Source organism: Deinococcus sonorensis KR-87, assembly GCF_040256395.1.
In the GTDB taxonomy this organism is placed as follows: domain Bacteria; phylum Deinococcota; class Deinococci; order Deinococcales; family Deinococcaceae; genus Deinococcus; species Deinococcus sonorensis.
Genome location: NZ_CP158299.1, coordinates 1,268,393 through 1,293,474 on the forward strand (window position 1 = coordinate 1,268,393; position 25,082 = coordinate 1,293,474).

Here is a 25,082-nt window from a genome sequence, read left to right on the forward strand (position 1 = left end):
GGCCGAGGCCAGTATAGGAGGGTGCGACTTACACTTTTGTTGCAGGTGTGACCCCCCGATTCCCGCTCCGCTGACAGGCATCCGGCGGCCCACTGATCTAGACTTCTGACATGACCACCCTCGCTCCCACCACCCTGCAGGGCCGCCTGAGTTCGGAACTCGGCCGGCTGCGCGACGCCGGTCTGTACATCCGCCCCCGCGTGCTGGAGGCGCCGCAGCGCGCCCGCACCCGGGTGGCCGGGCGCGAGGTGGTGAACCTCGCCAGCAACAACTACCTGGGCTTTGCCGATCACCCGTTCCTGAAGGAGCGCGCCGAGCGGTACCTGCGCGAGTGGGGTGCCGGGGCCGGGGCGGTGCGGACCATCGCCGGCACCCTGAGCATCCACGAGGACTTCGAGTCTCAGCTGGCCGAGTTCAAGCACACCGGTTCGGCGCTGGTGCTGCAGAGCGGCTTCACCACCAACCAGGGCGTGCTGGGCTCGCTGCTGCAGGAGGGTGACCTGGTGGTCAGCGACGAGCTGAACCACGCCAGCATCATCGACGGCCTGCGGCTGGCCAAGGCCACCAAGCGGGTGTTCAAGCACAAGGACATGCAGGACCTGCGCCGGGTGCTGGCCGAGAACCCCACCGACGGGCTGCGGCTGGTGGTGACGGACGGCGTGTTCAGCATGGACGGCGACATCGCGCCGCTGGATCAGATCGTGGCGATTGCCCGCGAGTACGGGGCCGTGACGTACGTGGACGACGCGCACGGCAGCGGCGTGCTGGGCGAGCAGGGGCGCGGCACGGTGCACCATTTCGGCTTCCAGCACGCCGAGGACGTGATTCAGATCGGGACGCTCAGCAAGGCCTGGGGCGTGGTGGGCGGCTACGCGGCCGGGCCGCACGACCTGCGCGACCTGCTGATCAACCGGGCCCGGCCGTTCCTGTTCTCCACCGGGCACCCGCCGGCCGTGGTGGGCGCGCTGAGTGCCGCCATCGAACTGGTGCAGGCGGACCCCTCCTTCATGGAGCGGCTGTGGGACAATACCCGGTACTTCAAGGCGGAGCTGCAGCGCCTGGGCTTCGACACCTTCGGCTCGGAGACGCCCATCACCCCGGTGATCTTCGGGGAGGCGGAGGCGGCCTTCGAGGCCAGCCGGCAGCTGCTGGAACGCGGTGTCTTCGCGGTGGGCCTGGGCTTCCCGACCGTGCCGCGCGGCCTGGCCCGCATCCGTAACATCGTGACGGCCGAGCACACCCGTGACGACCTGGACGCGGCGCTGGCCGCGTACCAGCAGGTGGGCCGGGACATGGGCGTGATCGGCGGCTAGGCGCTAGGTCACGTTGCTCTATCCTGGCGGTTATGGCCAGCCAGTATCAGTTCATCTGCCCCAGCTGCAGGTACGAGGCCGTCATATGTGGCGGACGCGATTCCCTGATGTCAGGCGAGGCGCTGGTCACCATCGAGTGTTTCCGCTGCCGGGAGCTGACCGATGCGCGCCCCCTCTGGAACCCCGGCTGGATGGGGATGGAAGACGCATCGTGGTGGGAGCTCGCCCTGGAGCAAGTGCAGGCCCGTCTCTCGTGGCTGATCCCGCCCCGCTGCTCCACGAACCCGTGGCACCTCACGCGCCGCTGGCGCATGAACTGGGCGCGGAAGGGCCGTTGTCCCCGCTGCCGGACCTGGATGGAGGCGGGCGCGGTGATGCGTATCCTCGACTGAAGAGGAGCGGTCGGGTATCACCTGAAGGGTCACCTGGACGCCTTTGCGGGGTGTCGTCTGGCTGCACGTGGACTTTGAGCCGCCGCGGGAGGCCTTCTACCGGCGATGCGGGTTCCGGTTCACCGCGGCCGGGCTGCTGCGGCTGGGGCCACCCGGATAAATCTTTCCGCAAGCTCCACATGAGGTTGGGCGCAGCGCAACGGTGCCGGCCAGCGGTACGGTGGCCCCATGACCGACGCAGCGCATCTGAGAATCGACAGCAAAGTCATGTTCATCACCGGGGCCAGCATGGGCATCGGGGCGGCCGTGGCGCGGCAGGCGGTGGGCAGCGGCTACAAGGTGGTGCTCACCGCCCGCAGCGAGGACAAACTGCGGGCGCTGCAGGAGGAACTGGGCGAGGAGAACGCCCTGGTGCGGCGGGTGGACGTGACCCAATGGCCGGAGTTGACGGCGGCGGTGGACGCCACCCTGGAGCGCTTCGGACGGCTGGACGTGGCGCTGGCCAACGCCGGCTTCACAGCGGGCACCGGCAAGTACGCCAGCGGCGACCCCACCCCCGACGAGTGGCGCGAGATGATCCTGACCAACGTGCTGGGCGCGGCCCTGACAGCCCGGGCCACCCTGCCGGAGATCATCCGGACAAAGGGGCATTTTCTGCTGGTGGGCAGCGTGGCGGGCCGGGTGGCCAACCCCGGCCCCTACAGCGCCACCAAGTGGGCCGTGACCGGCATGGGCGACAGCATCCGCAAGGAGGTGAGTGGCCAGGGCGTGCGCGTGACGCTGATCGAACCGGGGCGGGTGGACACCGACTTCTGGCGCAACGGCAAGCCGGACGCCGCCTTCCTGACCGATGACGATGTGGCGCGGGCGGTGATGTACGCGGTCAGCCAGCCGGAAGGGGTGGCCATTAACGAGCTGCTGATCCGGCCCACCACCCAGGAAGTCTGAGCCGCCGCTAGACTGCCGCATGCCGAGTCATCTGCTGAAGTCCGACCATATCCATACCGTCTGGGACGCCGCGCTGGAGCCGGCGTTGCGGGTGGAGGACGGCGCCACCGTCACCTTTCAGACGCTGGAGGCCAGTTACGGCAGCGTGGCCCGGCAGGTGCAGGCCGGGGCGGCGGGCGACCCGCTGCACGCGCTGGTCAGCGCCGATGCATACCCGGAGCGGCCCTCCACTGGCGGGCAGCGCGGCCACCCGCTGACCGGGCCGGTGTATGTGGAGGGCGCCCGGTCCGGAGACACCCTGGTGGTGGAACTGCTGGAGGTGCAGCCGGGCAGCTGGGGCTGGACCGGGGTGCGGCCGGGCGGCATCGGTCTGCTGGACCACGAGCTGAGTGCCAGCGGCGCGCTCGGCGCTCCCTATACCCACTTCTGGGACCTGCGCGGCGACCACACTGACTTCCTGCCGGGGATTCGCCTGCCGCTGGCCCCCTTCCCGGGCGTGGTGGGACTGGCTCCGGCCGCGCCCGGCCCGCACCCCACCAGCCCGCCGCGCCGGGTCGGCGGCAACATGGACGTGCGGCAGCTGGTGGCGGGCAGCACGCTGTACCTGCCGGTGGAGGTGGAGGGTGCCCTGCTGAGCATCGGGGACGTGCATGCGGCCCAGGGCGACGGGGAGTTGTGCGGCACCGGCATCGAGACCGACGGCGTGGTCACGGTGCGCCTGAGCGTGCGCCACGACTGGCCCATCGACAGCCCGCAGCTGCAGACGCCGCCGGAACCCACCGCGCTGTGGGCGCAGGGCGCCTTCCAGGTGACCGGCCACGCCCCGGACCTGATGGAGGCGGCCCGCATCGCCCTGCGCGGGATGCTGCGCCACCTGGGCCGCGAGTACGGCCTGGAGCTGCCACAGGCGTATGTGCTGTGCAGCGCCTGCGTGGACCTGCGGATCAGTCAGGTGGTGGACGCGCCGAACTGGACGGTCAGCGCGCTGCTGCCGCTGAGCATCTTCAGCTGAACAGGGTGCGGCAGCCTCAGCCGATCAGCTTGAGCGTCTGCCGCACAGCGCCCAGGTGATACACCACATGGGCCAGCCCGCCCACCAGCCCGCCGGCCGCATCCTGATCCCACTCGGCCTGCTGGCCGGCCAGGGTCAGCAGGCCCTGATAGGCAGCCTGAACGCGGGCCTGCAGCGTGGTCCAGGCCTCGTCGTCCACCACCGCCGGCTGGAAGCTCCCGGGCCAGTCGAAGGGCCCGCGCTCGCCGGCCTGCCAGCGCACGATCACCTCCATGTGATACGCCACATGCGCGGCGTGGGCCGCCACGCTCAGGCCCAGCGCCGTGGGGTCGCTGGCCTGGGCCGCATTCAGGCCGCTCAGGGTGGCCAGCAGGCCGTGGTTGTCGCTGCCGTCGGCCTTGGTGCTGTCCAGAAACGCGGTGCCCTGCCCCGGCGTGCCGCCCTCCACCGCTTCCTTCAGCACCGCCAGGGTGCCGTCCAGCCAGGTCTGGTCGCTCATCGGTCCTCCTTGCCTGTGTAGGCCAGCGGCCCGGCGATGACGCCAGCCCCGGGCCTGGCCCTCACCATACCCTGGACCTCCCGGTGCAGGCGGCCCCTGCTCAGTCCTGGGGCGCCACCACCCGCGCGACCACCCAGCTGTGCTTTCCGATGCGGCGCTGGCGCTCGAACCCCTGCCGCTCGAACATGGCGACACTGCCGTTGTGAATGAAGCCGGAGGCGACCGAGCGGCCGGTCACGTCTTCCGGGTAGCTCTCCACCATGCCGCCGCCGAGCCGGGCGATGGCCTCCAGCGCGCCCCGCAGGGCAGCCGTGGCCACCCCCTGCCGGCGGGCGGTGCGGTCCACGAAGAAGCAGGTGATGCGCCAGTCCGGAAGGGCGGAGAGGCCCTCCTGGTACGCGCGCCGGCGCTTGATGCGCGGCAGTTCGTCCGGCGAGCCGAACTGACACCAGCCCACGCAGATGGGGCCCCGGTAGACCAGCGCCGCGTGGGCGCGCCCCTCGCGGACGTCGGCACTCCTTCTGCTGGCGGTGCTGCTCCGGCGTGGTGCCGCTTCCGGCCCCCTCGGCATGAAACGCCATACACCAGCAGCCGCCCCACACGCCGCTGTGCCGCTCCACCAGGGCGGCAAAGTCCGGCCAGGTGGCCGAGTCCAGCAACCGGACCGACAGCTCCGGTGCGGCTTCAGGGGGGTCGGAGGGCGCGGTCATCGGCTCAGTCCGGCTCCGCGAACACCAGCGGCGCGTGGCCCGGCGTGCTGAGGTCCGCAAACTCCGCCAGCCCCAGCCGGTCCGGGGCCTCCAGGTGATAGCGGAAATTCCAGAGGTAGTGCTGCACCACCCGCTCCGGCAACCCCAGCTTCAGGGCGTGGCGCTCGCTCACCTCGGCCAGGTGGCCGATGCCGTGTCGTCGGGCCTGCCGCATCGCCTGCACCAGCGCGTGCGGCGGCGGCGCGTCCTTGCGGTAGGCCCACACCGCAAACGCAAAGGGATGCCCGGTCAGCTCGAACCACTTCATGGCCAGATCGGTGACGGTCACGCCGCCGCGTTCGTGCGGCAGGTTCAGCATGCTGACGTCCTCACCGATGGGGCCGACCACCTCGTACCATTCCTTCAGGGCGCTGTCCCCGATGCGCAGCACCCCGTCGTAGCCCGCCGAGAGCAGCGCCAGCGCCGTACCCTCGGCCCGCTCCAGCTGCACCTCCAGGCCGGTCTGGCGCAGCAACACCTCCAGCAGCGCCACGCTGGTGGCGCTCTGGGCGGTCAGGGCGATGCGCCCGCCCTGCAGCTCGGCCCAGGGCCGGCGGTGGAACAGATTGACGCTGTAGACCGCGCCCAGCACCGAGACGCTGAAGTCTGGCAGCGCGGCCAGCACGTCTGCGTTGCGGATGAATTCCACCCCGCTGATGTTCGCCAGGTTCACCTGACCCGACAGCAGCGCGGCATTCATCTCGGTGGGCACGCCGCGCACGGCGCTCACGCCCTCCGGTAGCCGCAACGAGTCCAGGATGGGGGCCACGTTGGTGTAGTGGATCAGTCCGATGGGGTAGGGCTTGGTGGTGGCCACCGGCTCGCCAGCCGGTTCAGTCTGCGGCGACATCGGGCACCGCCGGATAGCGTTCCAGCTCGTTGTAATAGGCGTCCCTCAGCACCGGCACCCGCCCGGCCTGCTGGATCATCTGGATCATGCGGGCCTTGCTGAGCTCCATCGGGCTGGTGGCGCCCGCCGCGTGCGCGATGTGCTCCTCCAGAATGGTGCCGTCCACGTCACTGACGCCCCAGTCCAGGCTCACCTGAGTCAGCTCCGAGCTGATCATCACCCAGTAGCCCTTGATGTGCGGGAAGTTATCGAGGTAGATGCGGGCCACCGCGAGGTTGCGCAGGTCATCCAGGCCGGTGGTGTAGTCGTGCTTGCCCAGGTTCTGCGCCAGCGTGTTGCCCATCGGCTGGAAGGCCAGCGGAATGAAGGCGTGGAAGCCGCCGGTCTGGTCCTGGAGCGTGCGCAGGCGGTCCATGTGGTCCAGCCGCTCCTCCAGCGTCTCGATGTGGCCATACAGCATGGTGGCGTTGGTACGCATGCCCAGGGAGTGGGCCTCCTGGTGGATCTGCAGCCACTTCTCGGCCTTGACCTTGTTCTTGGCCACCTGTCGCCGCACCCGGTCCGCGAAGATCTCGGCGCCGCCGCCCGGCATGGCGCTCAGGCCCGCCTCCATCAGCTCGCGCAGCACGTCCAGGGTGGGCTTCTTGGAGATTTTGCTGAGGTGCTCGATCTCGGCGGCGGTGAAGGCCTTCACCTGCAGCTCCGGAAAGTTGGCCTTGAGTTCGCGCACCATACTCGGGTAGAAGCTCCAGGGCCGGTTGGGGTGGTGGCCGCTGCTCATGTGCAGCTCGGTGACGCCCGGCACGTACTTCTGGCGCACGTGCTCCACCACCGCCGCCTCGTCGTAGTCCCAGGCGCGCTCCTCCCCCTTGTGGGCGGCGAAGGCGCAGAAGGTGCAGCCCACATAGCAGATGTTGGTGAACTCCAGCCGCATGCTGTGCACAAAGTAGGTGTCGTCGCCGTGCAGCCGCTGGCGCACCATGTTGGCCAGCCGCATCAGGGCATTCAGGTCGGGGGTATGGAACAGCGTCAACCCCTCCTGGAAGCTCAGGCGCTCGCCCGCCTCCACCTTCGCGGCGATGGGCCGCAGTTCGGGATCACGAATCCACTTCATACGGCCATGCTACGCCTGTCCCCTCAGGACAACCGTACCCAAGTGAACGGCTGCACGAGCGGCGTTCGCCCCTCAGCGCAGCAGACGCCCCGCCTCCAGCCGGGCCTTCACCTGCGGCCACTCGTTATCCGTGACGCTGAACATCACCGAGTCGCGGCTGGAGCCGTCCGGCCTTAGCATGTGCTTGCGCAGCACCCCCTCACGCACCGCGCCCAGCCCCTCAATGGCCGTCTGCGAGCGGGTGTTGAGCAGGTCGGTCTTGAGTTCCACCCGTTGCATGCCCATCACCTCGAAGGCATGCTCCATCAGCAGCCGCTTGAAGCCCCGGTTCACCCCGGTCCGCATGAACTGCGGGGCCAGCCAGGTGCTGCCGATTTCCAGGCGGCGATGGGCCGGGCGAAGTTCCATGTAGCGCGTGCTGCCGGCGTACTCGCCCGCCACCTGCGCCACGAACACCTGCTGGTCCGGGGCGTCCAGCCCGCCGTGATAGAAGGCCAGCGTATCCGGCAGGGTGCCCATCCGGGCGTACTCGGGCGCGTGGGCGGCGGCCAGCGCCATCAGCGGCGCGATGTCCTGGTCCTGAAGAGGGCTGAGGGTCAGGTCGCCGCTGCGGAGGCTGAGGTCGTGACGCATGGAGCCACTGTACCGGGCAGCCGGACGCCCCTGGCGCTGCAAGTGTGCCGAGGCCCAAGGCTGCTTTACGGCATCCGCAACGCCCACACCTGCAGAGCGGCGATGGTAGGGGCAGCAGGGCGCGGCCGCCGCGCCCAGGAGGCCCCATGACCACAGACCGAACCCAGGACCAGCCGAGCCCCACGCCAGCTTCCGATCAGCCGGGCAGCCGGCCCGACACCACGCCGGACCAGACCCCGGTCTCGGATGACCAGCAGCAGCAGGACCACACCGGCACACACGGCCGCCCCTCCGACGACAGCGATCCCGGGCACAGCTGAGGGAAAAGGAGGAGCGCCTACAACCGGCTGCGGTACTTTTCCACCAGTTCGTCCAGCGCCTCACGCAGCAGGCTGGCCTCGGTGCGCTCCAGCGCGGCCGCAAGTTTGCCCAGCCGCTCCAGCTGGCTTTTTGGGTAGTAATTGCTCTTGAGGGTCATCTTGCTCTCCACATAGATGCACGCCCGCCCTCGCCCCTCGCGTTTGGCCCGCAGCAGTGCTTCGTCGGCGGCGCGCTGCAGGTCCAGGCTGGCATCGGCGTGGGCCGGACGTCCGGCCAGGCCCACGGACAGGCTCAGGGTCCGGGGCCATTCCGGGTCACGGTTGATCTGGAAATGCCGGATGATCTCGTCAAAGAGGATCAGGGCCGTTTCGGGCGCACTCTCCGGCAGGATGGCGGCGTACTCGTCCCCTCCAAAGCGGGCGACGTGGCTGCCAGCGGGCAGGCTGCCGCTCAGCAGGCGCTCCACGATCCGCAGCACTCGGTCGCCCTCGGCACGGCCGAGCAGATCGTTGAGCGGCTTGAAGTGATCCACATCCACCAGGGCCAGCGTGAGGGGTACGCCCTGCAGACCCTGCATGGTCTTCTCAAATTCGGCGCGCGACAGGATGGGCGGACGGGCCATATACTCCTCCAAAATTCGTGTATGTCTTTGAACATATATATATCAGAACGTACATATGCAGCGCAATACGGAGCGCCCGACGCCCTCCAGGCGCAACTTGAGCGAGTCGCACTCATATTCCTATATTTCAGACATTGACATTTGCCTGAGTGCGGGGCTAACATTCCCGCTGGAACGGCAAAATCCTGTCGGACGACCGACGGGCCGAATCCCATCTATCTCAATTACAGGAGGCACTGCTATGCTCAAACCTTTAGGCGACCGGATCCTGGTGGAAATCATCGAAGAGAACGAGCAGAAGACGGCCGGCGGCCTCTACGTCCCGGACACTGCCAAGGAAAAGAGCCAGCGCGGCCGGGTTGTGGCGGTGGGCAGCGGCAAGACGCTCGACAACGGCACCAAGGTGCCGGTGGAAGTGAAGTCGGGCGACACCGTCTACTTCGCCAAGTACGGCGGCACCGAAGTCTCGCTGGACGGCAAGAACTACAGCATCCTGTCCGAGCGCGACATCCTGGCGATTGTCGAGTAAGGCGGGCGGCGTCCTGACGCCTGTCCCGTCCTGCTGGCCGTCCCCTCTCATTCTCGGCCGCCCCAGGCCCCAGCGCCTGGCCGCGGCATAAAGGAGCAACCCACATGGCGAAACAACTTGTTTTTGAGGAATCTGCCCGTCGTAGCCTGGAGCGCGGCGTCAATGCCGTCGCCAACGCCGTCAAGGTCACCCTCGGGCCGCGTGGCCGCAACGTCGTGATCGAGAAGAAGTTCGGCAGCCCCACCATCACCAAGGACGGCGTGACCGTCGCCAAGGAAGTGGAGCTGGAGGACAAGCTCGAGAACATCGGCGCCCAGCTGCTCAAGGAAGTCGCCAGCAAGACCAACGACATCACCGGTGACGGCACCACCACCGCCACGGTGCTGGGCCAGGCCGTGGTGAAAGAAGGCCTGCGCAACGTGGCCGCCGGCGCCAACCCGCTGGCCCTGAAGCGCGGCATCGACAAGGCCGTGGCCGCCGCCATCGAGGAGATCAAGCGCCTCAGCGTGCCGGTCGAGGACAGCGACGCCATCCGCAAGGTCGCGGGCATCAGCGCCAACGACGACAGCGTGGGCCAGGAAATCGCCAACGCGATGGACAAGGTCGGCAAGGAAGGCGTCATCACCATCGAGGAGTCGCGCGGTTTCGACACCGAGGTGGACGTGGTGGAGGGCATGCAGTTCGACAAGGGCTACATCAACCCCTACTTCGTGACCAGCACCGACAAGATGGAAGCGCAGCTGGAAGACCCCTACATCCTGATCAACGAGAAGAAGATCAGCGCCCTGAAGGACCTGCTCCCGGTGCTGGAGAAGGTGGCCCAGACCGGCCGCCCGCTGCTGATCATCGCCGAGGACGTGGAAGGCGAGGCGCTGGCCACCCTGGTGGTCAACAAGCTGCGCGGCACCCTGAACATCGCCGCCGTGAAGGCGCCGGGCTTCGGTGACCGCCGCAAGGAGATGCTGCGCGACATCGCTGCCGTGACCGGCGGTCAGGTCGTGACCGAGGACCTGGGCCACAAGCTGGAGAGCGTGGGCCTGGACATGCTGGGCCGCGCCAAGCGCATCCGCATCACCAAGGACGACACCACCATCATCGACGGTCTGGGCAACCAGCAGGAGATCGAGGCCCGGGTCGGCGCCATCAAGGCCGAGCTGGAGAGCACCGACAGCGACTACGCCCGTGAGAAGCTGCAGGAGCGGCTGGCCAAGCTGGCCGGCGGCGTGGCTGTGATCCGCGTGGGTGCGGCCACCGAGACCGAGCTGAAGGAGAAGAAGCACCGCTACGAGGACGCCCTCAGCACCGCCCGTTCGGCGGTTGAGGAAGGCATCGTGTCGGGCGGCGGCACCACCCTGCTGCGCGTGATCCCGGCGGTCCGCGCCGTGGCCGAGAGCCTGCAGGGCGACGAGGCGACCGGCGCGCGCATCCTGATCCGCGCCCTGGAGGAGCCGGCCCGTCAGATCGCGGCCAACGCGGGCTTCGAGGGCAGCGTCATCGTGAATGCCGTCATCAACAGCGACAAGGTCCGCTACGGCTTCAACGCTGCCACCGGCGAGTTCGTGGACGACATGGTCGCGGCCGGCATCGTGGACCCGGCCAAGGTGACCCGCACCGCGCTGCAGAACGCGGCCAGCATCGGCGCCCTGATCCTGACCACCGAGGCCATCGTCTCCGACAAGCCCGAGAAGAGCAACGGCAACGGTGGCGCGCCGGCCGGCGGCATGGGCGGCGGCGACATGGGCGGTATGGACTTCTAACCCCGGCGCAGCTTCGGCTGAACCTGACCCCTCACCTCCGGGTGGGGGGGTTTTTTGTGGGGCCGGCGCAAGTCGCAAGGTTCGCCCAATGGCGGGCCGGGCGTTGTCTTACGGTCTGGGCCACGCGCCGGGGCTAGGGTGCGCCGCATGAGCACGAACGCGGCATCGTCCGGCCACCGCTGGCGGACCTTCGAGGCGCTGGGAAACCGGGAATTTCGCTGGCTGTGGCTGGCCCTGCTGGTGTCGGCGGTGGGCACCTGGATGCAGGTGGTGACGCTCAGCCTGCTGGTGCTGCGCATCACCAAAGGCTCCACGCTGGCGCTGGGCTCAGTGTCGCTGACGCAGGCGCTGGCCTTCGTGCTGTTCAGCTTCGTGGGCGGAAGCGTGGCCGACCGCTTCGACAAGCGCAAACTGCTGCTGGTCACCCAGAGCCTGCTGGGCCTCGGGTCGCTGGCCCTGGGCCTGCTGGCCGTGACCAACCACGCCAGCCTGTGGTCCATCCTGTGCCTCGCCTTCTTCTCCAGCGCGGTGCTGAGCTTCGACCAGCCGACCCGCAGCGCGCTGGTGCCGCTGCTGGTGCCGGAAGAGCTGCTGACCAACGCGGTGGCGCTGCAGTCGGTGGCGTTCAGCGCGGCGGCGGCAGTGGGACCGGCCCTGGCCGGCTTCCTATCGGGGCCGCTGGGGCTGGGCGGCATCTTTCTGCTGGACGCCGCCAGTTTCGCCGGCATGCTGATCGTGCTGTGGCGCATCCGGCTGTCCGGGCGGGCCGCCGCCCGCGACCAGGACCGCAGCTTCCTGGAGTCGCTGAAGGAGGTGTTTCAGGTGATTCGCCAGGACCCGGCGCTGCCGTGGCTGATCAGCGGCTACGCGGCGGTGCTGTTCTTCGGGCCGAGCGTGTCGCTGATCCTGCCGATCTTCGCCCAGCGGGTGCTGCACCTGAACAATGCCGGGCTCGGCTGGCTGTTCACGGCGGTCGGGCTCGGCACCATCCTGGGCGGGCTGACGGTGGCGTCGCTGCGCGAGATGAAGCGCCGGGGCCTGATCTTTCTGCTGGCGGCCGCCGTGTGGGTGGGGGCGCTGGTGTGGCTGGGGCTGAGCCACACCCTGCTGATGGCCCTGGGCGCGCTCTTCGTGTTCGGGGTGGCGCTCAACACCGTGCAGTCGATCTCCATCGCGCTGATGCAGGGCCGGGTGGAGGAGCGGCTGCGCGGCCGCATCATGAGCGTCAACACCCTGCTGATGATGGGACTGCGGCCGCTGGGCGACTTCCCGGCCGGTGCCTTGGCCGGGGCGATGGGGCCGGGCGGCGTGGTGCTGCTGGGGGCCGGCATCGTGGCGGCGTTCATGGCCTTCCTCGGCACCCGAAAAGGGCTGCGCGAAGTGTGAGCGGCCCTCAGGGCTGGGCGGCCCAGGCCGCCTGCAGCCGCTGCACATCCGCGCGGATCAGCCACAGGGCCAGCCGTCCTTCCAGCGAGGGGCCGCTGGCCCTGGCCAGGATGCGCTGTTCCAGCCACGCCGGGTCGAAGCCGGCCCACTCACCCGCCACGGTCAGCAGGTTGCCGCCCACCACCGGGGCCACCTCGTGGCGCAGGATGGCCAGCCAATCGCCGGCGTCATAGCCGGCGGCCCGCAGCGTCCGCACCACGAACTGAAGGGCAGCCTCGTCCAGCTCGTTGTCCAGAAACAGCTCCGAGAGCGCGTCCCAGACCGGCCGGCGGCGCTGCAGCTCTTGTTCACTCAGGATCATGACCAGGTCCAGTCTGACAGGCCCGGTATGCTGCGGCACATGGGTCCTCCGCTGCTGGTGGTGTCCGGTCTGCCCGCGTCCGGCAAGACCTTCCTGGGGTCGCGGCTGGCCGCTGAGCTGCAGTTGCCATATGTCACGAAGGACGAGTACAAGGAACTGCTGCACCAGCGCCTGCCGCAGCTGAGCCACGCCGACGCCGGCCCGCTGAGTTTTTCCGTGATGTACCACGTGGCCGAGGTCGTGCTGCGCGCCGGAGTGGGCGGCGTGCTGGAAACGCATTTCTACCTGGGCGTCAGTGAACCGAAGATTCTGGAGCTGGCGCAGGTGCACCGGGCCCGGGTGCTGCAGGTGTACTGCCACGCGCCGCTGGACCTGCTGCGGCAGCGGCACGCCGAGCGGGTGGCGGCGGGCGAGCACCCGCATATTCACCGGCCCGAGCTGTGGGAGCGGCTCTCCCCGCAGGCCTGTACCCGGCCGCTGGACCTGGACGCCCCGCTGCTGAGCGTGGACACCTCGGCGGGCGTGGACCTGCCGGCCGTGTTGGCCTGGGTGACGGCCCGGCTGGACGGCCCGGCCTGACCGGGGCGTACAGTACCTGCATGCCGAGGTCTCGTCCTTGACGGTGTCGCCCTCCCCGGAGCCCACGCCCGAACCGCTGTCCCCCCACACGCTGCCGCTGGCCCTCGCCCACCGCACCATGCGCCTCTCGATCCTCGAGGGCAGCTTCGCGATGTTCTTCATCAACTGGACCAGCGGCAGCGTGCTGACCGGCTTCGCGCTGCACCTGGGCGCCACGCCCACCGCGCTGGGCCTGATCGCCAGCGTGCCGCTGCTGGGGCAGGCGATCAGCCCGCTGGCCGCCTGGCTGGTGGGGCGGCGGGGCCGGCGCAAGGGCGTGGCGGTGCTGGCGGCGCTGCTGGGGAGGGTGCTGTGGGCCCTGGCGGCCCTGCTGCCGGCCCTCCCGATTCCGGACGAGGCCAGAAGCGCGCTGCTGATCGCGCTGGTGGCGCTGAGCAGCATCTTCATCGCGGCCAACGGCGCGCTGTGGACCGCCTGGATGGGCGACGTGGTGCCGGCCCAGGAGCGCGGGCGGTACTTCGGCCTGCGCAGCGGCATCAACGGCATGATCGGCACGGTGGCCAACCTGCTGGCCGGCGTGTGGCTCGACCGGGTGGGGGCGCCGCTCAACTTCCAGACAGTGCTGCTGGTGGCGGTGGGGGCCGGGCTGGTGGCGGTGGCGCTGCTGACCCGCCACGACGAGCCGCCGCTGGGCGGAGAGCGCCTGCGGATGCGCTCCACCTTCGCGCTGCCGCTGATGAACCGCACCTTCCGGCGGCTGGCGGTGTTCGCGGTGTACTGGGGCTTCGCGGTGATGATCTCGTCACCGTTCGTGATTCCGTACTTCCTGAACCACCTGCGCATGTCCTACCTGCAGGTGGCCATCTGGAGCACCATCAGCGCGGTCTCGGCCTTGGTGCTGTCGCCCACCTGGGGCCGGCTGGCCGACCGGGTGGGCAACAAGCCGGTGCTGGCCGTCACCACCTTTCTGGCGGGCACGCTGCTGCCGCTGACCTGGATGCTGGCCGCGCCGGGCCGGCTGTGGCCCATCTGGGTGTCGGGAGTGGTGGACGCGCTGGTCTGGAGCGCCATCAACCCGGGCATGTTCAACCTGAGTCTGGCCACCACCCCGCGCGAGAACCGGGCGGCCTTCATCGCGGTGCTGAGCGCCCTGACCGGGGTGGCCGGCTTCCTGGGCGGGCTGGTGTCGGGCCCGCTGCTGGAACTGTACCGGGCGTTCACGCCCTCGGCCACCGGCTGGACCGCCTACCACACCCTGTTCGCCACCAGCGCCACCCTGCGGGTCATGGCCTGGACGCTGCTGCGCCGGGTGCCGGAAGGCGGTGCGTGGCGCACCCGGGAACTGCTGAAACGCGCTGTCCCTCCGCGCCCGCCCAGACACTGGAGGTAGAGCGCTCAGCGGCCCGGACGCTCCTGCGCCGCTTCCGGCAGGGCCGGCGGCACGATCAGCGTGCTGAGCGCCAGGCCGGCCAGCGCCGCCATCACGCACACCCCGGCGGTCAGTTCCAGGCTGGCCCCGAAGCCGCCGAAGCGCTGCCCCCCGATGAAGAAGGGGGCCCACACCAGCAGCGGCAGCGCCGTGGCAAAGGCGCGGTACTGAAGCGGACGGCCCGGCGACGGCTGCAGCCACCAGATCAGCACGTCGGCGGCCAGCCCGGCCAGCAGCGCCAGCAGCAGCACCACCGGGACCGTGTCCAGGCCGCTGGTCATGGCGCGCATCAGCAGCGTGTTGGTCAGGTACAGCACGGTCACCGCCCCGAACGGCAGCTGCCAGCGGCGGAGCAGCAGCAGCACCGGCACCATCAGCATCACGGCGGTGAGCAGCGTGCTGGTCAGGAAGCTGCGCGCGCCTTCCCAGCCGCTGGCGTCCGGCAGCTGCACCAGCGCCCAGGCGTACATGTGCATAAAGGACGCGAACGACAGCGCGGCCGTCATGGACAGCACGGCCGGCCACACCACCCCGGCCGGACTGTGGCGCGGGGTGGGCGCGTGCCAGCTGCTCATCAGCGGCGAGAGCACCAGCAGTTCGGCGCCCAGAAACAGCAGCAGGTGGGTGGGGGAGAGCAGCGCGTCGATGCTGACCTCAATCCCGAAGAGGGTATGCCACAGCATGTCGCCCAGGCCGCCCAGCGCGAACACCACCACGCCCGCCGCCCCCAGCGTGTACCCCACCGGCAGGGCCGCCAGCCCCCGCCGCCCGCTCTGCAGACCGCGCCGCGCCAGCACGCCGACCCACAGGGCGGTGGCCGCGAAGCCGCTGTAGAAGATGGCGTGCCAGGGGGTGAAGAAGGTTTCCAGCCGGGTGCCCAGGTGATTGTGGGCCCAGCCGTCGATGAAGATCCCGACCATCAGCCAGAAGCCCAGCACGATGGTGACCACGTTCTGGGCCGGGGTGGCCCGCAGCGGGGCCAGCAGGGGGGCAGACGACTGGGCCGGGGCTGTCTGGGTGGTCATAAGGAGCTCCTTGGGGGGCGGGGGTGTACCGGTACTCTAGCGGCTGTCTGTGGATACGATGCGGACATGACTTTCGATCCGGTGCGATTTCCGGTGGGCCCGGTCCAGGCCCCTCCGGCCCAGACGGCGGCCCAACTGACCGCTTACGCCGCCAGCCTCCAGAAGACGGGGGCCCAGCTGGAACAGCGGGTGTCCGGGCTGGATGAAGAGCAGCTGGAGCGGCGCTACCGTGCCGGCAGCTTCACGGTGCGGCAGCTGGTGCATCACATCGCGGACGGGCACCAGCAGGGGCTGATGCGCTTCCGCTGGGGCCTGACCGGCGACACCCCTACTATCCTGCCGATGGACCCGGACGGCTGGGCGGCGCTGGCCGACTACCGGCTGCCTCCGGCCGTATCGCTGGCCATTTTTGCCGGCGTCAACACCCGCTGGGTGACGCTGCTGGGCACCCTGGACCCGCAGCGGCTGACCCGCACCGTCGTGCGCCCCGGCGACGGCCCGATGACGCTCTGGCAGCTGCTGGCCCGGCATGACTGGCACGCGCGGCACCACCTGGGCCACATCCGGCTGGCGCTCGGCTGACGTTCAGCCGGAGGTGGCCTGGAAGCGCCGGGCCAGCGCCCCGGTGGGCTGTCGCTGGGCCCAGGCGCTCAGGATCCGCCGGGCATTCTCGTCGGGCGGCCGGGTGCTGTCCACGTCCAGGTCGGTCTGGAGAAAGCTGTGCACCGTCTCCAGATCGCGCCGGGCGTCCCCGGGCCGGCGGTCGCCGCGCTGCCGCTCCCGCCGCTCCAGTTCCGGCAGCGGGCAGTGCACTCCCACCAGAAACACGTCCAGCGGGCCCAGCAGCTGCACCAGCCGGTCGCGCTGCCCTTCGTTCTCGATGATGTAATCCAGCACCAGATGGTTGCCGGCGCCCGCCAGCGCCGGCAGGCAGCGGAAGTAGCCCTCGAACAGCCGCGGGCGCAGCTCGGCCCACGAGAAGGGGCCCTGCGGGTCCCGGCGCCGGGGCAGCACCGGGCCGCCGAACATGAAGAAGTCCAGCGAGAACTGCAGAAACGGTTGCTCGGCGCAGTCCTGAATTGCCTGACAGAGCGTGGACTTCCCGGCGCTCGACGGGCCGTTCAGCAGGATGATGGCGCCCGGCTCCCCGGCGCTCATGCCTGCCGGGCCCGCTGCACCAGCACGTACACCCGCAGCAGCTCGGCCACGCTCCAGGCCTGGAAGGCGCAACCGCCGGGCATCAGCGTGTCGCCGCTGAACACCTCGCTCACCGAGCCGAGCCCCGCGTCCCACAGGTGCGCCACCAGCCCGTCCAGCGCCTCGGCGGCCTCCTGAACCTGCCCCGCCTGCAGCAGCAGTTCGGCGTAGGCGCCGTGCGGCCACGGCCAGACGGTGCCCTGGTGGTAGGCGGCGTCCCGGATCAGCTGGTGCCCGCCGTAGTTGCCCCGGTAGCGCGGGTCACGGCGCGACAGGGTATGCAGACCCAGCGGGGTGGCGAGCTCGCGGGCGGCCACCTGCAGCGCGGCATGTCGCTGCTCGGGCGCCGCGGGGGTGTCCGGCAGGGCCAGCGCGATCAGGGCGTTGGGGCGGACGCTCGGGTCCGGGCCGTCTGGGGTCAGGCTGTCGGCGAAACGGCCGGTCTCCCCGTCCCAGAAGCGGCCGAAACTGGCCTGGGCCTGCCGGTACCACGCCTCGTAGCGGCCCGCCTCGCCCAGCCGGTCGCTCAGCCGCTGCTCTGCCCCCAAGGCCGCCAGCCACAGCGCCTGCACCTCGATGGGTTTGCCGTGCCGGGGCGTCACCACCCAGTCCTCGATCTTCACGTCCATCCAGGTGAGCTGGACGCCCGCCTCGCCGGCCCACAGCAGGCCGTCGTCCGGGTCGGCACGGATGCCGTAGTCAGTGCCGTCCACGTGGTGCTGCAGGATGCCGCGCAGCGCGGTCAGCGCCGCCCGGGCAAACGCCAGGTCGCCGCTCGCCTGCACGTAGCGCTCCAGCCCCACCGCCAGCCACAGCGCGCCGTCCACCGTGTTGTACCCGGCTCCCTCCGTGGCGCCGCCCAGGGTACCGCCGTCGTGGAAGTGGTTGGGAGTCAGCCCGCGCCGCAGGTGACGCAGGAAGGTGTCCAGCACCGAGCGGGCGTCCGGCAGCCGGCCGGTGGTGAGGGTCAGGCCGCTCAACGCGATCATGCTGTCGCGGCCCCAGTCGGCAAACCACGGGTACCCGGCGATCACGGTGGTGGAGTCGGTGAGCTCCCGCCGCACCAGAAAGCTGTCGGCGCTCACGGCCAGCGTGGCGGTCACATCGTCCGCCACGCCGCTGGCCGCCCAGGTCTGGCGGATCAGGGCTGCGCGGCGCTGCTGTTCCTGTTCCAGCGAGGCCCAGGGGTCCGGCACCTGGGCTGGGTCGCCCACCACCAGGGCCAGATGGTGGGTGCCGGCCGGCAGCTGTACCCGCCACAGGTCGGTGCGGGCCGCCTGCTCGGTGTCGGGCGCGCCGCGCTGCTGGTCCAGGCGGTAGTACAGCCGCTGCGGATATGGCCGGGCCGGCAGCACCTCCATTGTGCCGGTCGGCGCGTGCAGCGTCAGGCCCAGCGTCTGCTGGCCCCGGACCGTCACCTGCTGGTCCTGCTGGTCCACGGTCAGGGCCGGCATGTCCCGGCAGACCAGATGCATGTCGCGGTCGGTCAGCAGCGCGCCCAGCGTCAGCGTGACCGCCTGTGGACAGTGCAGGGTGTACAGCAGCGCCAGCGTGCCGCTGTGCCGGGGCACCACGCTGCGCCGCTCCACCCGCACGCCGCCCGCCACCTGCACCCGGGTGGGCAGCAGGTCGTGCAGGTCCACGTGGGACAGCCGGTTCAGGCCGTCGCCCTCCACAGCACCCGGCGCCACCTCGAAGGCGTGCAGGGTGTGGCGCTCGCCGGCCACCTCCAGCGTTTCCAGCGCGGAGATGAACATCAGGTGGCGGTGGGTGGGCGGGGTCAGGCTGCGGGCCAGCCCGCTGTAGCAGCGCGTGGGCACCCCGGCCGGGCTGGAGAGGGCGAAGCCGCCCAGGCCGTCGGTGAGCAGCACCTCGCGTTGCAGGTCCCGGACATCCTGGGGGCCCAGCCGGTGAGCGGAAACGAATGCGGTCATGGCGCTCAATCTTAACGGCTGCCGTCCAACATGCCCGTCGGATGGGACCAGCCTGAAGGCCAGGAGCACGAATTCCGGCGTTCCAGACTGAAAAAGGGCCACGCCAGCGTGGTATACTGAGCCACTGCCACAAGGCATGAGCCGCCAGAGCGCCAGCGTGCGCACAGGTGTGCGGAGGTGATGAGCATAGCGAAAGATCATAAAGTCAACGAGCAGATCCGGGTTCGCCAGATTCGTCTGATTGGGGCAGAAGGCGAACAGGTGGGCATCATCGACACGCGGGAGGCCATGCAGATGGCCCGCGAGAAGAGCCTGGATCTCGTGATGGTGAGTCCCCAGGCCGTGCCCCCGGTCTGCAAGCTGATGGATTATGGCCGCTTCCGCTTCGAGCAGCAGCAGAACGAGAAGGAAAATCGCAAGCGGGCGCGGTCGCAGGAAGTCAAGGCGATCAAATTCCGCGTCAAGATCGACGACAACGACTTCAAGACCAAAACCAACCACGTGCGCCGCTTCCTGGAGGAGGGCCACAAGGTCAAGGTCACCATCATGTTCCGTGGCCGTGAGCGGACCCACCCGGAACTGGGTGAGCGCATCCTGGTGCGCGTCGCCGAGACGCTGCAGGACGTGGGCGCTCCCGAGAGCCAGCCCTCGATGATGGGCATGGACATGAACATGATCATGACCCCCAAGGCCGCGCCCAAGAAGGCCCGGATCGACGGCACCGGCGACGCTGCCCTGGACGCCGAGGTCGAGGCGGCCACCCAGCAGCCGGACACGACGCCGGCGGAACCCGCCGCCGCGCCGGCCTGAAGTTCAGCATCCCTGCTGGCCCACCCACATCGGGTGGGCTTTTTTTGTGACGCCTGCCGCTCCCCGCCGGGCAGAGCTGTCCTAGAGTGACCGCATGACCCAGCAACCGATCCGCATGTACAGCACCAGCTGGTGCCCCGACTGCCGCGCCGCCAAGATGGCGCTGGACAAGAAGGGCATCGCGTACCAGGAGATCAACATCGAGGAGCAGCCGGACGCCGCCGAGTACGTGATGAGCGTGAACGGCGGCCGCCGCAGCGTGCCGACCCTGCAGTACGGCGACACCGCCGCCAGCCTGAGCGGCTTCTCGATCGTGAAGCTCAACGACTTTCTGGGCAAGGCCGGACTGGCGTAAGCCACCCGCACCGGCAGCAGGCGGACGTGTTCAGCGTCCGCCTGCCTTGCTGAAGGTCTGGGTATACGCCAGCGAGGGCCCGCCCGCCGCATCCGCCGTGTAGACGCGCAGCTCCAGGGTGGTCGCCGTCAGCTGCATCCAGAAGAATCCCGGCTGGTTGAAGGTCTGGAACAGCGCCGGGGTGGTGCCGACACCCCGGCCGGTGACCTCACCCGCCGCGCCGGACACCAGCACCGGCGTGCCGGGGCACACGGCAGTGCCGGGCCCGAACAGCTGCAGGGTGTGGTCGTGGCCGCTGGCGATCAGGTCGGCATGGCTGCAGACCCCCTGATAGAGCGCCTTCACGCTGTCGCCCCGGCCCCAGGGCAGCAGTCCGAAGTCATAATTACCGGCCGGGCCGTGCTTGCCGTTGTTGAGCAGTGGGTGGTGGCCCAGCACGATGTTCCAGCGCGCGTCACTGTCCAGCACCTGCGTCTTCAGCCACGCCCGCTGCCCCAGGTCGAAGGGGCCGCCGGGCCGGAAGCTGGGGTCGCGGACCGGCAGGTAGGCGGCCAGCGGCGCGGTATCCACCACGAAAAACTCGGCCAGCTGGCCCCAGCGGGCGCGGTAGCTGCGGGCCGGCATCACCCACTGCGGGTTGAGCCGGGCGTAGTCCAGCTCGCTTCTCAGGGCGGCCGGGTCGCCGCCGTCACCGCCGCTCACCCACGACTCGTCGTGGTTGCCGGCCACCATCAGGAACGGGATGCCCAGCGGGCCATACAGGTCCGCGAAGCGCTGCTGGAAGGCCGGGTCGGTTGCCTCTTTCGGGGCCTGCGGATAGAAGTTGTCGCCCAGCCCCACGCCCAGGTCACAGCCCTGCTGCTGGCAGACCGCCTGCATCGCCTGCGCCACCTGACGCTGCAGGTTGCCCCCCTTGCCCTGATCGCCCATGATCAGCACCCGCAGCTGCGCCGGGTCTGGCGGGGCCGGCAGGGTGGCCTGCACGTCCGGGAACGTGACCGGGCCCCGCACGGCGGGAGCGCAGGCGGCCAGCAGCAGCGGCAGGGTCAGCAGCAGACGGGACATGGGCACAGGGTAGCGGCTGCGCCCTGTGCCCATGTCCCGGTCCGGCTCAGGCCGGCTGAAGGGTGGACTGCAGCGCCTGCTGCACGTCCGCGATGATGTCGTCGATGTGCTCGATGCCCAGCGAGACGCGGATCAGGCCGGGGGTCACCCCCGCCAGCGTCTGGGCGCCCTCGTCCAGCTGGCTGTGGGTGGTGCTGGACGGGTGGATCACCAGGGTGCGGGTGTCGCCCACGTTGGCCACGTGCTGTGCCAGCTGCACCGCCCCAATGAAGGCCTCGCCTGCGGCCCGGCCCCCCTTCAGCTCGAAGGTCAGCACGCCGCCCGCCCCCCGGGGCAGGTACCGCTGCGCCCGCGCGTGATGTGGGTGCGAGGGCAGGCCCGGATACGTGACCTGCGCCACGCCGTCCTGCTGCTCCAGCCACTCGGCCAGCCGCTGGGCGTTCTGGGCGATCCGTTCGGCGCGCAGCGCCAGCGTCTCCAGCCCCTGCAGGAACTGCCAGGCCTGTTGCGGGGCCAGGGTGGGGCCCAGGTCGCGCAGGCCTTCGGTGCGGGCGCGGATGGCGAAGGCCACGTTCGGCAGGCCCAGCGGGTTGCCCTCCCCGAAGGTCTCCCAGAAGTTCAGGCCGTGGTAGCTGGGGCTGGGGTCGGTGAACAGCGGGTAGCGCCCGTTGCCCCAGTCGAAGTTGCCACCATCCACGATGATGCCGCCGATGCCGTTGCCGTGCCCGCCGATCCACTTGCTGGCACTCTCCACCAGCACGTTGGCGCCCCACTTGAGCGGCTGCGCGTAGTAGCCGCCGGCCCCGAAGGTGTTGTCCACCACCACCGCCACGCCCTGCGCGTGCGCCACGTCGGCAATCGCCTGAAAGTCAGGGATGTTCAGCGCCGGGTTGCCAATCGTTTCCAGGTAGACGGCGCGGGTGCGGTCGTCGATCAGGGCGGCAAACTCCTCGGGGCGCTCCTCGCTGCCGGTGAAGCGCACCTCGATGCCCAGGCGCTCCAGCGTTACCCGGAACTGGTTGACCGTGCCGCCGTACAGGTTGGGCGTGCTGACGATGTTGTCGCCGGCCCGCGCCAGGGTGGTGAGGGCCACGAACTGCGCCGCGTGCCCGCTCGCCACCGACACCGCCATCACACCGCCCTCCAGCGCCGCCACGCGCTTCTCCAGCACGTCGTTGGTGGGGTTCATGATGCGCGAATAGATGTTCCCGAAGGCCTTCAGCGCGAACAGGTCGGCGGCGTGCTGCGGCGTTTCGAACACATAGCTGTTGGTGGGGTAGATCGGCACCTGCTGCGCCCCGGTGGCGGGGTCGGGCGACTGTCCGGCATGGACGGCGAGCGTCTCGAACTTCGCTTCGGTCATAGAGCCTCCTGATGGTGCCGGCCGCACCGTGAGAACCTGATAAAACTTGTCAACTTTAGGAAGCATAGCAGACCGATGCGTGTCGGGTTTCGGCTGATCTGGACAGCTGACCCGGATGCCCACACATGCGCGTTCCTGTAGACAATCTGAAGCTAAACTAAGGAAGATGAGTGAGGGCCGACACGGCCAGGGTCATCGCTGGAGGACACCTATGAACGATTACCTGACGGTGCTGAAGAACTACGCCACCTTTACCGGACGCGCCCGCCGCCGCGAATACTGGATGTTCTCGCTGATCAACGGCATCATCATCATCCTGCTGGAAGTGCTGCTGATGGTGGGCGGATTCAGCATGACCGGCGCCAGTGCCGACGGCTCTGTCTCTCCCATCGCCTGGGTGGGCATCGCGCTGATGAGCGTGTACACGCTGGGGGTGCTGGTGCCGAGTCTGGCGGTCAGCGTGCGCCGGCTCCACGACACCGGGCGCACCGGCTGGCTCTATCTGATCACGCTGATCCCCTTTGTCGGGAGCCTGATTCTGCTGGTCTTCCTGGTGCAGGACAGCCAGCCGGGCGACAACAAGTGGGGGCCGAACCCCAAGGGTGCGGTCGCGGTCACGCCCGCCTTCTGAACCCGTCCGGCCTCCGCCATCTGGCGAACTTGCCCGCTTCCCACTTCACCCGCTAGACTGCTTCCATGAAGCCCTCGCCCCGTCACTCCGGTCTGGTGATGCGCGGCGGCGTGCTGCAGCGACATTTTCTGCTGCCCGGTCTGGTCACGCGAACTCCACGCGCCTGAGAGCCTCCGCTGCTCTCAGGCGTTCTGCTGGAAGGACGGCCAGACCGGGTGTCTCATGCCCATAGCAAAGTGAAGGAGCTTCGAATGCACGTAGTGTTGCCTGACGGAAAACAACTGGAGCTGCCGCAGGGCGGCACCGCCCTGGACGCCGCGAAAGCCATCGGCCCGCGTCTGGCGCAGGACGCGCTGGCCGCCACGGTGGGCGGTGAACTCACCGACCTGATGACGCCGCTGCCGGAAGGCGCGCAGCTGGGCATCATCACCAAGAAAAAGCCCGAGGACGCCGCCGCCGTATTCCGGCACAGCCTGGGCCACGTCATGAGTCAGGCGGTGGGCGAGTTCTACCGCCAGAAGGGTTATCCGGCCGAGGCGGTCAAGCGCGGGGTGGGTCCGGCCATCGAGAACGGCTGGTATCAGGACTTCGACCTGCCCGAGCCGCTGAAGGAAGAGGACCTGCCAGAGATCGAACGCCTGATGCGCGAAATCATCGGCCGTAATCTGGACTTCTCGCGCCGGGAGGTGAGCAAGCAGGAGGCGCTGCAGCAGTTCGCCGCCGATCCCTACAAGCACGAGCTGATCGAGGCGCTGCCGGACGACCAGCCGATCACCTTCTACACGCAGGGCGACTACACGGACCTGTGCCGGGGGCCGCACTTCCCGCGCACCGGCGCGCTGCCCACCAGCTTCAAGCTGATGAGCACCAGCGGCGCGTACTGGCGCGGCAACGAGAACAACCCGATCCTGCAGCGCGTGTACGGTGTGGCCTTCGCCACCCAGAAGGAACTCGACGAGTACCTGGAGCGGCTGGAGGAGGCCAAGCGCCGCGATCACCGCCGGCTGGGCAAGGAGCTGGAGCTGTTCACCATCGACCCGCTGGTGGGCAAGGGGCTGCCGCTGTGGCTGCCCAACGGTACGGTGCTGCGCGATGAGCTGACCCGCTTCCTGCGTGAGCAGCAGTTCGCCCGGCACTACCAGGGCGTCATCACGCCGAACATCGGCAACCTGGAGCTGTACAAGACCAGCGGCCATTACCAGAACTACAGCGACAGCAACTTCTCGCCCATCACGGTGGACGACGAGCAGTACATGCTCAAGCCGATGAACTGCCCGCACCACGTCCGCATCTACGCCAGCAAGCCGCGCAGCTACCGCGACCTGCCGGTGCGGCTGGCCGAGTTCGGGACCGTGTACCGCTACGAGCAGTCGGGCGAGCTGAACGGCCTGACGCGCGTGCGTGGCTTCACCCAGGACGATGCCCACATCTTCTGCCGCCCGGATCAGCTGAAGAAGGAATTCCTGGACACGCTGGACCTGACGGTGCTGGTGCTGCGGACCTTCGGCATGACGGAAGTCCGCCTCCGGGTGGGCACCCGCGACCCGGAGAGCACCAAGTATGTGGGCTCCGACGAGAACTGGGACACCGCCGAACAGCAGATCATCGAGGCGGTGAATGAGGTGGGCCTGCCCTTCACCGTCGAGCCGGGCGACGCCGCCTTCTACGGCCCCAAGCTGGACTTCGTGGTGCGCGACGTGATCGGGCGCGAGTGGCAGCTGGGCACCATCCAGGTGGACTACAACCTGCCGGAGCGCTTCGATATTTCCTATGTGGGCGAGGACGGCCAGGAGCACCGCCCGGTGATGATTCACCGCGCCCCCTTCGGGAGCCTGGAACGCTTCGTGGGCATCCTGATCGAGCACTACGGCGGCGACTTTCCGCTGTGGCTGGCCCCGCGCCAGATCATGGTGATCCCGATTGCCGACCGGCACAACGAGTACGGCCAGCAGCTGGTGGATGAACTGCGTGACCTGGGCCTGCGCGCCGAGCTGAACGACAGCACCAGCCGCATGAACGCCAAGATCCGCGACGCCGAGCTGCACAAGATTCCGGTGATGCTGGTGGTGGGCGACCAGGAGCAGGCCGGTCGGCAGGTCAGCGTGCGCGAGCGCGGGGCCGCCGGCACCAGCGAGCGCAAGGGCGTGCCGTTCGACGACCTGAAGGCTGAGCTGCTGGAACGCTACCAGACGCGCGCCTGAAGAAGGC

Annotated in this window: 27 protein-coding genes; 15 read left to right on the top strand and 12 right to left on the bottom strand. The window is 69.3% G+C overall.

Going from position 1 to position 25,082, the window contains the following annotated elements; translation table 11 throughout:
• The first annotated feature begins 110 nt into the window (after positions 1–110).
• The 4 genes from ABOD76_RS11540 to ABOD76_RS11555 all read left to right on the top strand — a co-directional run bounded on the left by ABOD76_RS11540 (position 111) and on the right by ABOD76_RS11555 (position 3,665).
• The gene (locus ABOD76_RS11540; protein ID WP_350244992.1) at positions 111–1,313 is read left to right on the top strand and encodes a glycine C-acetyltransferase; all 1,203 of its coding nucleotides are present in this window, start codon (positions 111–113) and stop codon (positions 1,311–1,313) included.
• A gap of 32 nt (positions 1,314–1,345) precedes the next feature.
• Positions 1,346–1,705, top strand: a complete 360-nt coding sequence (locus ABOD76_RS11545; protein ID WP_350244993.1) for a hypothetical protein — start codon at positions 1,346–1,348, stop codon at positions 1,703–1,705.
• A 228-nt stretch (positions 1,706–1,933) separates the two neighbouring features.
• A complete protein-coding gene (locus tag ABOD76_RS11550) occupies positions 1,934–2,653 on the top strand; it encodes an SDR family oxidoreductase (RefSeq protein WP_350244994.1) in 720 nt (239 codons plus the stop codon).
• A 19-nt stretch (positions 2,654–2,672) separates the two neighbouring features.
• Positions 2,673–3,665 carry an acetamidase/formamidase family protein gene (locus tag ABOD76_RS11555; protein WP_350244995.1) on the top strand — a complete coding sequence of 331 codons (993 nt, stop codon included), beginning with the start codon at positions 2,673–2,675 and terminating at the stop codon, positions 3,663–3,665.
• Positions 3,666–3,681: 16 nt separating this feature from the next.
• On the opposite strand, the gene ABOD76_RS11560 is transcribed toward ABOD76_RS11555, so the two are convergent.
• The 5 genes from ABOD76_RS11560 to ABOD76_RS11580 form a co-directional block, all read right to left on the bottom strand.
• A complete protein-coding gene (locus tag ABOD76_RS11560; protein ID WP_350244996.1) occupies positions 3,682–4,164 on the bottom strand; it encodes a DinB family protein in 483 nt (160 codons plus the stop codon).
• 100 nt (positions 4,165–4,264) lie between these two features.
• Positions 4,265–4,735 (bottom strand): GNAT family N-acetyltransferase, encoded by a 471-nt coding sequence (locus ABOD76_RS11565; RefSeq protein WP_350244997.1) that lies wholly within the window; start codon positions 4,733–4,735, stop codon positions 4,265–4,267.
• Positions 4,736–4,878: 143 nt separating this feature from the next.
• Positions 4,879–5,763, bottom strand: a complete 885-nt coding sequence (locus ABOD76_RS11570; protein WP_350244998.1) for a menaquinone biosynthetic enzyme MqnA/MqnD family protein — start codon at positions 5,761–5,763, stop codon at positions 4,879–4,881.
• On the bottom strand, positions 5,747–6,877 hold the full coding sequence (gene mqnE, locus ABOD76_RS11575; protein WP_350244999.1) for an aminofutalosine synthase MqnE: 1,131 nt from the start codon (positions 6,875–6,877) through the stop codon (positions 5,747–5,749). The genes ABOD76_RS11570 and mqnE overlap by 17 nt, the downstream gene beginning before the upstream one ends.
• 72 nt (positions 6,878–6,949) lie before the next feature.
• Positions 6,950–7,510, bottom strand: a complete 561-nt coding sequence (locus tag ABOD76_RS11580; RefSeq protein WP_350245000.1) for a GNAT family N-acetyltransferase — start codon at positions 7,508–7,510, stop codon at positions 6,950–6,952.
• Between the two features lie 146 nt (positions 7,511–7,656).
• Here ABOD76_RS11580 and ABOD76_RS11585 point away from each other — a divergent pair, with 146 nt between their 5' ends.
• The gene (locus tag ABOD76_RS11585; protein ID WP_350245001.1) at positions 7,657–7,830 is read left to right on the top strand and encodes a hypothetical protein; all 174 of its coding nucleotides are present in this window, start codon (positions 7,657–7,659) and stop codon (positions 7,828–7,830) included.
• A 17-nt stretch (positions 7,831–7,847) separates the two neighbouring features.
• On the opposite strand, the gene ABOD76_RS11590 is transcribed toward ABOD76_RS11585, so the two are convergent.
• Positions 7,848–8,453, bottom strand: coding sequence for a GGDEF domain-containing protein (locus ABOD76_RS11590; RefSeq protein ID WP_350245002.1), 606 nt, complete (start codon positions 8,451–8,453; stop codon positions 7,848–7,850).
• Positions 8,454–8,694: 241 nt separating this feature from the next.
• Between ABOD76_RS11590 and groES the strand changes: the two genes are divergently transcribed.
• The 3 genes from groES (at position 8,695) to ABOD76_RS11605 (ending at position 12,125) form a co-directional block, all read left to right on the top strand.
• A complete protein-coding gene (gene groES, locus ABOD76_RS11595) occupies positions 8,695–8,982 on the top strand; it encodes a co-chaperone GroES (protein ID WP_350245003.1) in 288 nt (95 codons plus the stop codon).
• Between the two features lie 104 nt (positions 8,983–9,086).
• Positions 9,087–10,739 (top strand): chaperonin GroEL, encoded by a 1,653-nt coding sequence (gene groL, locus ABOD76_RS11600; protein WP_350245004.1) that lies wholly within the window; start codon positions 9,087–9,089, stop codon positions 10,737–10,739.
• Between the two features lie 147 nt (positions 10,740–10,886).
• Positions 10,887–12,125 carry an MFS transporter gene (locus ABOD76_RS11605; RefSeq protein ID WP_350245005.1) on the top strand — a complete coding sequence of 413 codons (1,239 nt, stop codon included), beginning with the start codon at positions 10,887–10,889 and terminating at the stop codon, positions 12,123–12,125.
• Positions 12,126–12,132: 7 nt separating this feature from the next.
• On the opposite strand, the gene ABOD76_RS11610 is transcribed toward ABOD76_RS11605, so the two are convergent.
• Positions 12,133–12,486 (bottom strand): DUF7079 family protein, encoded by a 354-nt coding sequence (locus tag ABOD76_RS11610; protein ID WP_350245006.1) that lies wholly within the window; start codon positions 12,484–12,486, stop codon positions 12,133–12,135.
• 39 nt (positions 12,487–12,525) lie between these two features.
• On the opposite strand from ABOD76_RS11610, the gene ABOD76_RS11615 reads away from it, so the two are divergent.
• Together ABOD76_RS11615 and ABOD76_RS11620 are read left to right on the top strand one after the other, a co-directional pair.
• Positions 12,526–13,065, top strand: coding sequence for an AAA family ATPase (locus ABOD76_RS11615; protein WP_350245007.1), 540 nt, complete (start codon positions 12,526–12,528; stop codon positions 13,063–13,065).
• Positions 13,066–13,108: 43 nt separating this feature from the next.
• Complete coding sequence (locus ABOD76_RS11620; protein WP_350245250.1) at positions 13,109–14,455, top strand: MFS transporter; 1,347 nt, start codon at positions 13,109–13,111, stop codon at positions 14,453–14,455.
• A 5-nt stretch (positions 14,456–14,460) separates the two neighbouring features.
• On the opposite strand, the gene ABOD76_RS11625 is transcribed toward ABOD76_RS11620, so the two are convergent.
• Positions 14,461–15,519, bottom strand: coding sequence for a hypothetical protein (locus ABOD76_RS11625; protein ID WP_350245008.1), 1,059 nt, complete (start codon positions 15,517–15,519; stop codon positions 14,461–14,463).
• A 66-nt stretch (positions 15,520–15,585) separates the two neighbouring features.
• Between ABOD76_RS11625 and ABOD76_RS11630 the strand changes: the two genes are divergently transcribed.
• Positions 15,586–16,101, top strand: a complete 516-nt coding sequence (locus tag ABOD76_RS11630; protein ID WP_350245009.1) for a YfiT family bacillithiol transferase — start codon at positions 15,586–15,588, stop codon at positions 16,099–16,101.
• 3 nt (positions 16,102–16,104) lie between these two features.
• On the opposite strand, the gene ABOD76_RS11635 is transcribed toward ABOD76_RS11630, so the two are convergent.
• Entirely contained in the window at positions 16,105–16,677 is a 573-nt protein-coding gene (locus tag ABOD76_RS11635) for a chloramphenicol phosphotransferase CPT family protein (RefSeq protein WP_350245010.1), read from the bottom strand.
• Positions 16,674–18,650 carry an amylo-alpha-1,6-glucosidase gene (locus ABOD76_RS11640; RefSeq protein WP_350245011.1) on the bottom strand — a complete coding sequence of 659 codons (1,977 nt, stop codon included), beginning with the start codon at positions 18,648–18,650 and terminating at the stop codon, positions 16,674–16,676. The genes ABOD76_RS11635 and ABOD76_RS11640 overlap by 4 nt, the downstream gene beginning before the upstream one ends.
• Before the next feature lie 177 nt (positions 18,651–18,827).
• Here ABOD76_RS11640 and infC point away from each other — a divergent pair, with 177 nt between their 5' ends.
• Both infC and ABOD76_RS11650 read left to right on the top strand, forming a co-directional pair.
• On the top strand, positions 18,828–19,460 hold the full coding sequence (infC, locus tag ABOD76_RS11645; protein ID WP_350245012.1) for a translation initiation factor IF-3: 633 nt from the start codon (positions 18,828–18,830) through the stop codon (positions 19,458–19,460).
• 94 nt (positions 19,461–19,554) lie between these two features.
• On the top strand, positions 19,555–19,815 hold the full coding sequence (locus tag ABOD76_RS11650; RefSeq protein WP_350245013.1) for a glutaredoxin family protein: 261 nt from the start codon (positions 19,555–19,557) through the stop codon (positions 19,813–19,815).
• A gap of 30 nt (positions 19,816–19,845) precedes the next feature.
• On the opposite strand, the gene ABOD76_RS11655 is transcribed toward ABOD76_RS11650, so the two are convergent.
• Together ABOD76_RS11655 and ABOD76_RS11660 are read right to left on the bottom strand one after the other, a co-directional pair.
• Entirely contained in the window at positions 19,846–20,880 is a 1,035-nt protein-coding gene (locus tag ABOD76_RS11655; protein WP_350245014.1) for a metallophosphoesterase, read from the bottom strand.
• Positions 20,881–20,926: 46 nt separating this feature from the next.
• A complete protein-coding gene (locus tag ABOD76_RS11660) occupies positions 20,927–22,243 on the bottom strand; it encodes an O-acetylhomoserine aminocarboxypropyltransferase/cysteine synthase family protein (RefSeq protein ID WP_350245015.1) in 1,317 nt (438 codons plus the stop codon).
• Positions 22,244–22,454: 211 nt separating this feature from the next.
• Here ABOD76_RS11660 and ABOD76_RS11665 point away from each other — a divergent pair, with 211 nt between their 5' ends.
• Both ABOD76_RS11665 and thrS read left to right on the top strand, forming a co-directional pair.
• Positions 22,455–22,874, top strand: a complete 420-nt coding sequence (locus tag ABOD76_RS11665) for a DUF805 domain-containing protein (protein WP_350245016.1) — start codon at positions 22,455–22,457, stop codon at positions 22,872–22,874.
• Positions 22,875–23,125: 251 nt separating this feature from the next.
• On the top strand, positions 23,126–25,075 hold the full coding sequence (gene thrS, locus ABOD76_RS11670) for a threonine--tRNA ligase (RefSeq protein ID WP_350245017.1): 1,950 nt from the start codon (positions 23,126–23,128) through the stop codon (positions 25,073–25,075).
• Positions 25,076–25,082: the final 7 nt, after the last annotated feature.

What these genes read in the sequence shown, in the direction of transcription:
- ABOD76_RS11540 (WP_350244992.1), top strand. Translation starts at nt 111, where the DNA reads ATGACCACCCTCGCTCCCACCACCCTGCAGGGCCGCCTGAGTTCGGAA.
- ABOD76_RS11545 (WP_350244993.1), top strand. Translation starts at nt 1,346, where the DNA reads ATGGCCAGCCAGTATCAGTTCATCTGCCCCAGCTGCAGGTACGAGGCC.
- ABOD76_RS11550 (WP_350244994.1), top strand. Translation starts at nt 1,934, where the DNA reads ATGACCGACGCAGCGCATCTGAGAATCGACAGCAAAGTCATGTTCATC.
- ABOD76_RS11555 (WP_350244995.1), top strand. Translation starts at nt 2,673, where the DNA reads ATGCCGAGTCATCTGCTGAAGTCCGACCATATCCATACCGTCTGGGAC.
- ABOD76_RS11560 (WP_350244996.1), bottom strand. Translation starts at nt 4,164, where the DNA reads ATGAGCGACCAGACCTGGCTGGACGGCACCCTGGCGGTGCTGAAGGAA.
- ABOD76_RS11565 (WP_350244997.1), bottom strand. Translation starts at nt 4,735, where the DNA reads ATGCCGAGGGGGCCGGAAGCGGCACCACGCCGGAGCAGCACCGCCAGC.
- ABOD76_RS11570 (WP_350244998.1), bottom strand. Translation starts at nt 5,763, where the DNA reads ATGTCGCCGCAGACTGAACCGGCTGGCGAGCCGGTGGCCACCACCAAG.
- mqnE (WP_350244999.1), bottom strand. Translation starts at nt 6,877, where the DNA reads ATGAAGTGGATTCGTGATCCCGAACTGCGGCCCATCGCCGCGAAGGTG.
- ABOD76_RS11580 (WP_350245000.1), bottom strand. Translation starts at nt 7,510, where the DNA reads ATGCGTCACGACCTCAGCCTCCGCAGCGGCGACCTGACCCTCAGCCCT.
- ABOD76_RS11585 (WP_350245001.1), top strand. Translation starts at nt 7,657, where the DNA reads ATGACCACAGACCGAACCCAGGACCAGCCGAGCCCCACGCCAGCTTCC.
- ABOD76_RS11590 (WP_350245002.1), bottom strand. Translation starts at nt 8,453, where the DNA reads ATGGCCCGTCCGCCCATCCTGTCGCGCGCCGAATTTGAGAAGACCATG.
- groES (WP_350245003.1), top strand. Translation starts at nt 8,695, where the DNA reads ATGCTCAAACCTTTAGGCGACCGGATCCTGGTGGAAATCATCGAAGAG.
- groL (WP_350245004.1), top strand. Translation starts at nt 9,087, where the DNA reads ATGGCGAAACAACTTGTTTTTGAGGAATCTGCCCGTCGTAGCCTGGAG.
- ABOD76_RS11605 (WP_350245005.1), top strand. Translation starts at nt 10,887, where the DNA reads ATGAGCACGAACGCGGCATCGTCCGGCCACCGCTGGCGGACCTTCGAG.
- ABOD76_RS11610 (WP_350245006.1), bottom strand. Translation starts at nt 12,486, where the DNA reads ATGATCCTGAGTGAACAAGAGCTGCAGCGCCGCCGGCCGGTCTGGGAC.
- ABOD76_RS11615 (WP_350245007.1), top strand. Translation starts at nt 12,526, where the DNA reads ATGGGTCCTCCGCTGCTGGTGGTGTCCGGTCTGCCCGCGTCCGGCAAG.
- ABOD76_RS11625 (WP_350245008.1), bottom strand. Translation starts at nt 15,519, where the DNA reads ATGACCACCCAGACAGCCCCGGCCCAGTCGTCTGCCCCCCTGCTGGCC.
- ABOD76_RS11630 (WP_350245009.1), top strand. Translation starts at nt 15,586, where the DNA reads ATGACTTTCGATCCGGTGCGATTTCCGGTGGGCCCGGTCCAGGCCCCT.
- ABOD76_RS11635 (WP_350245010.1), bottom strand. Translation starts at nt 16,677, where the DNA reads ATGAGCGCCGGGGAGCCGGGCGCCATCATCCTGCTGAACGGCCCGTCG.
- ABOD76_RS11640 (WP_350245011.1), bottom strand. Translation starts at nt 18,650, where the DNA reads ATGACCGCATTCGTTTCCGCTCACCGGCTGGGCCCCCAGGATGTCCGG.
- ABOD76_RS11650 (WP_350245013.1), top strand. Translation starts at nt 19,555, where the DNA reads ATGACCCAGCAACCGATCCGCATGTACAGCACCAGCTGGTGCCCCGAC.
- ABOD76_RS11655 (WP_350245014.1), bottom strand. Translation starts at nt 20,880, where the DNA reads ATGTCCCGTCTGCTGCTGACCCTGCCGCTGCTGCTGGCCGCCTGCGCT.
- ABOD76_RS11660 (WP_350245015.1), bottom strand. Translation starts at nt 22,243, where the DNA reads ATGACCGAAGCGAAGTTCGAGACGCTCGCCGTCCATGCCGGACAGTCG.
- ABOD76_RS11665 (WP_350245016.1), top strand. Translation starts at nt 22,455, where the DNA reads ATGAACGATTACCTGACGGTGCTGAAGAACTACGCCACCTTTACCGGA.
- thrS (WP_350245017.1), top strand. Translation starts at nt 23,126, where the DNA reads ATGCACGTAGTGTTGCCTGACGGAAAACAACTGGAGCTGCCGCAGGGC.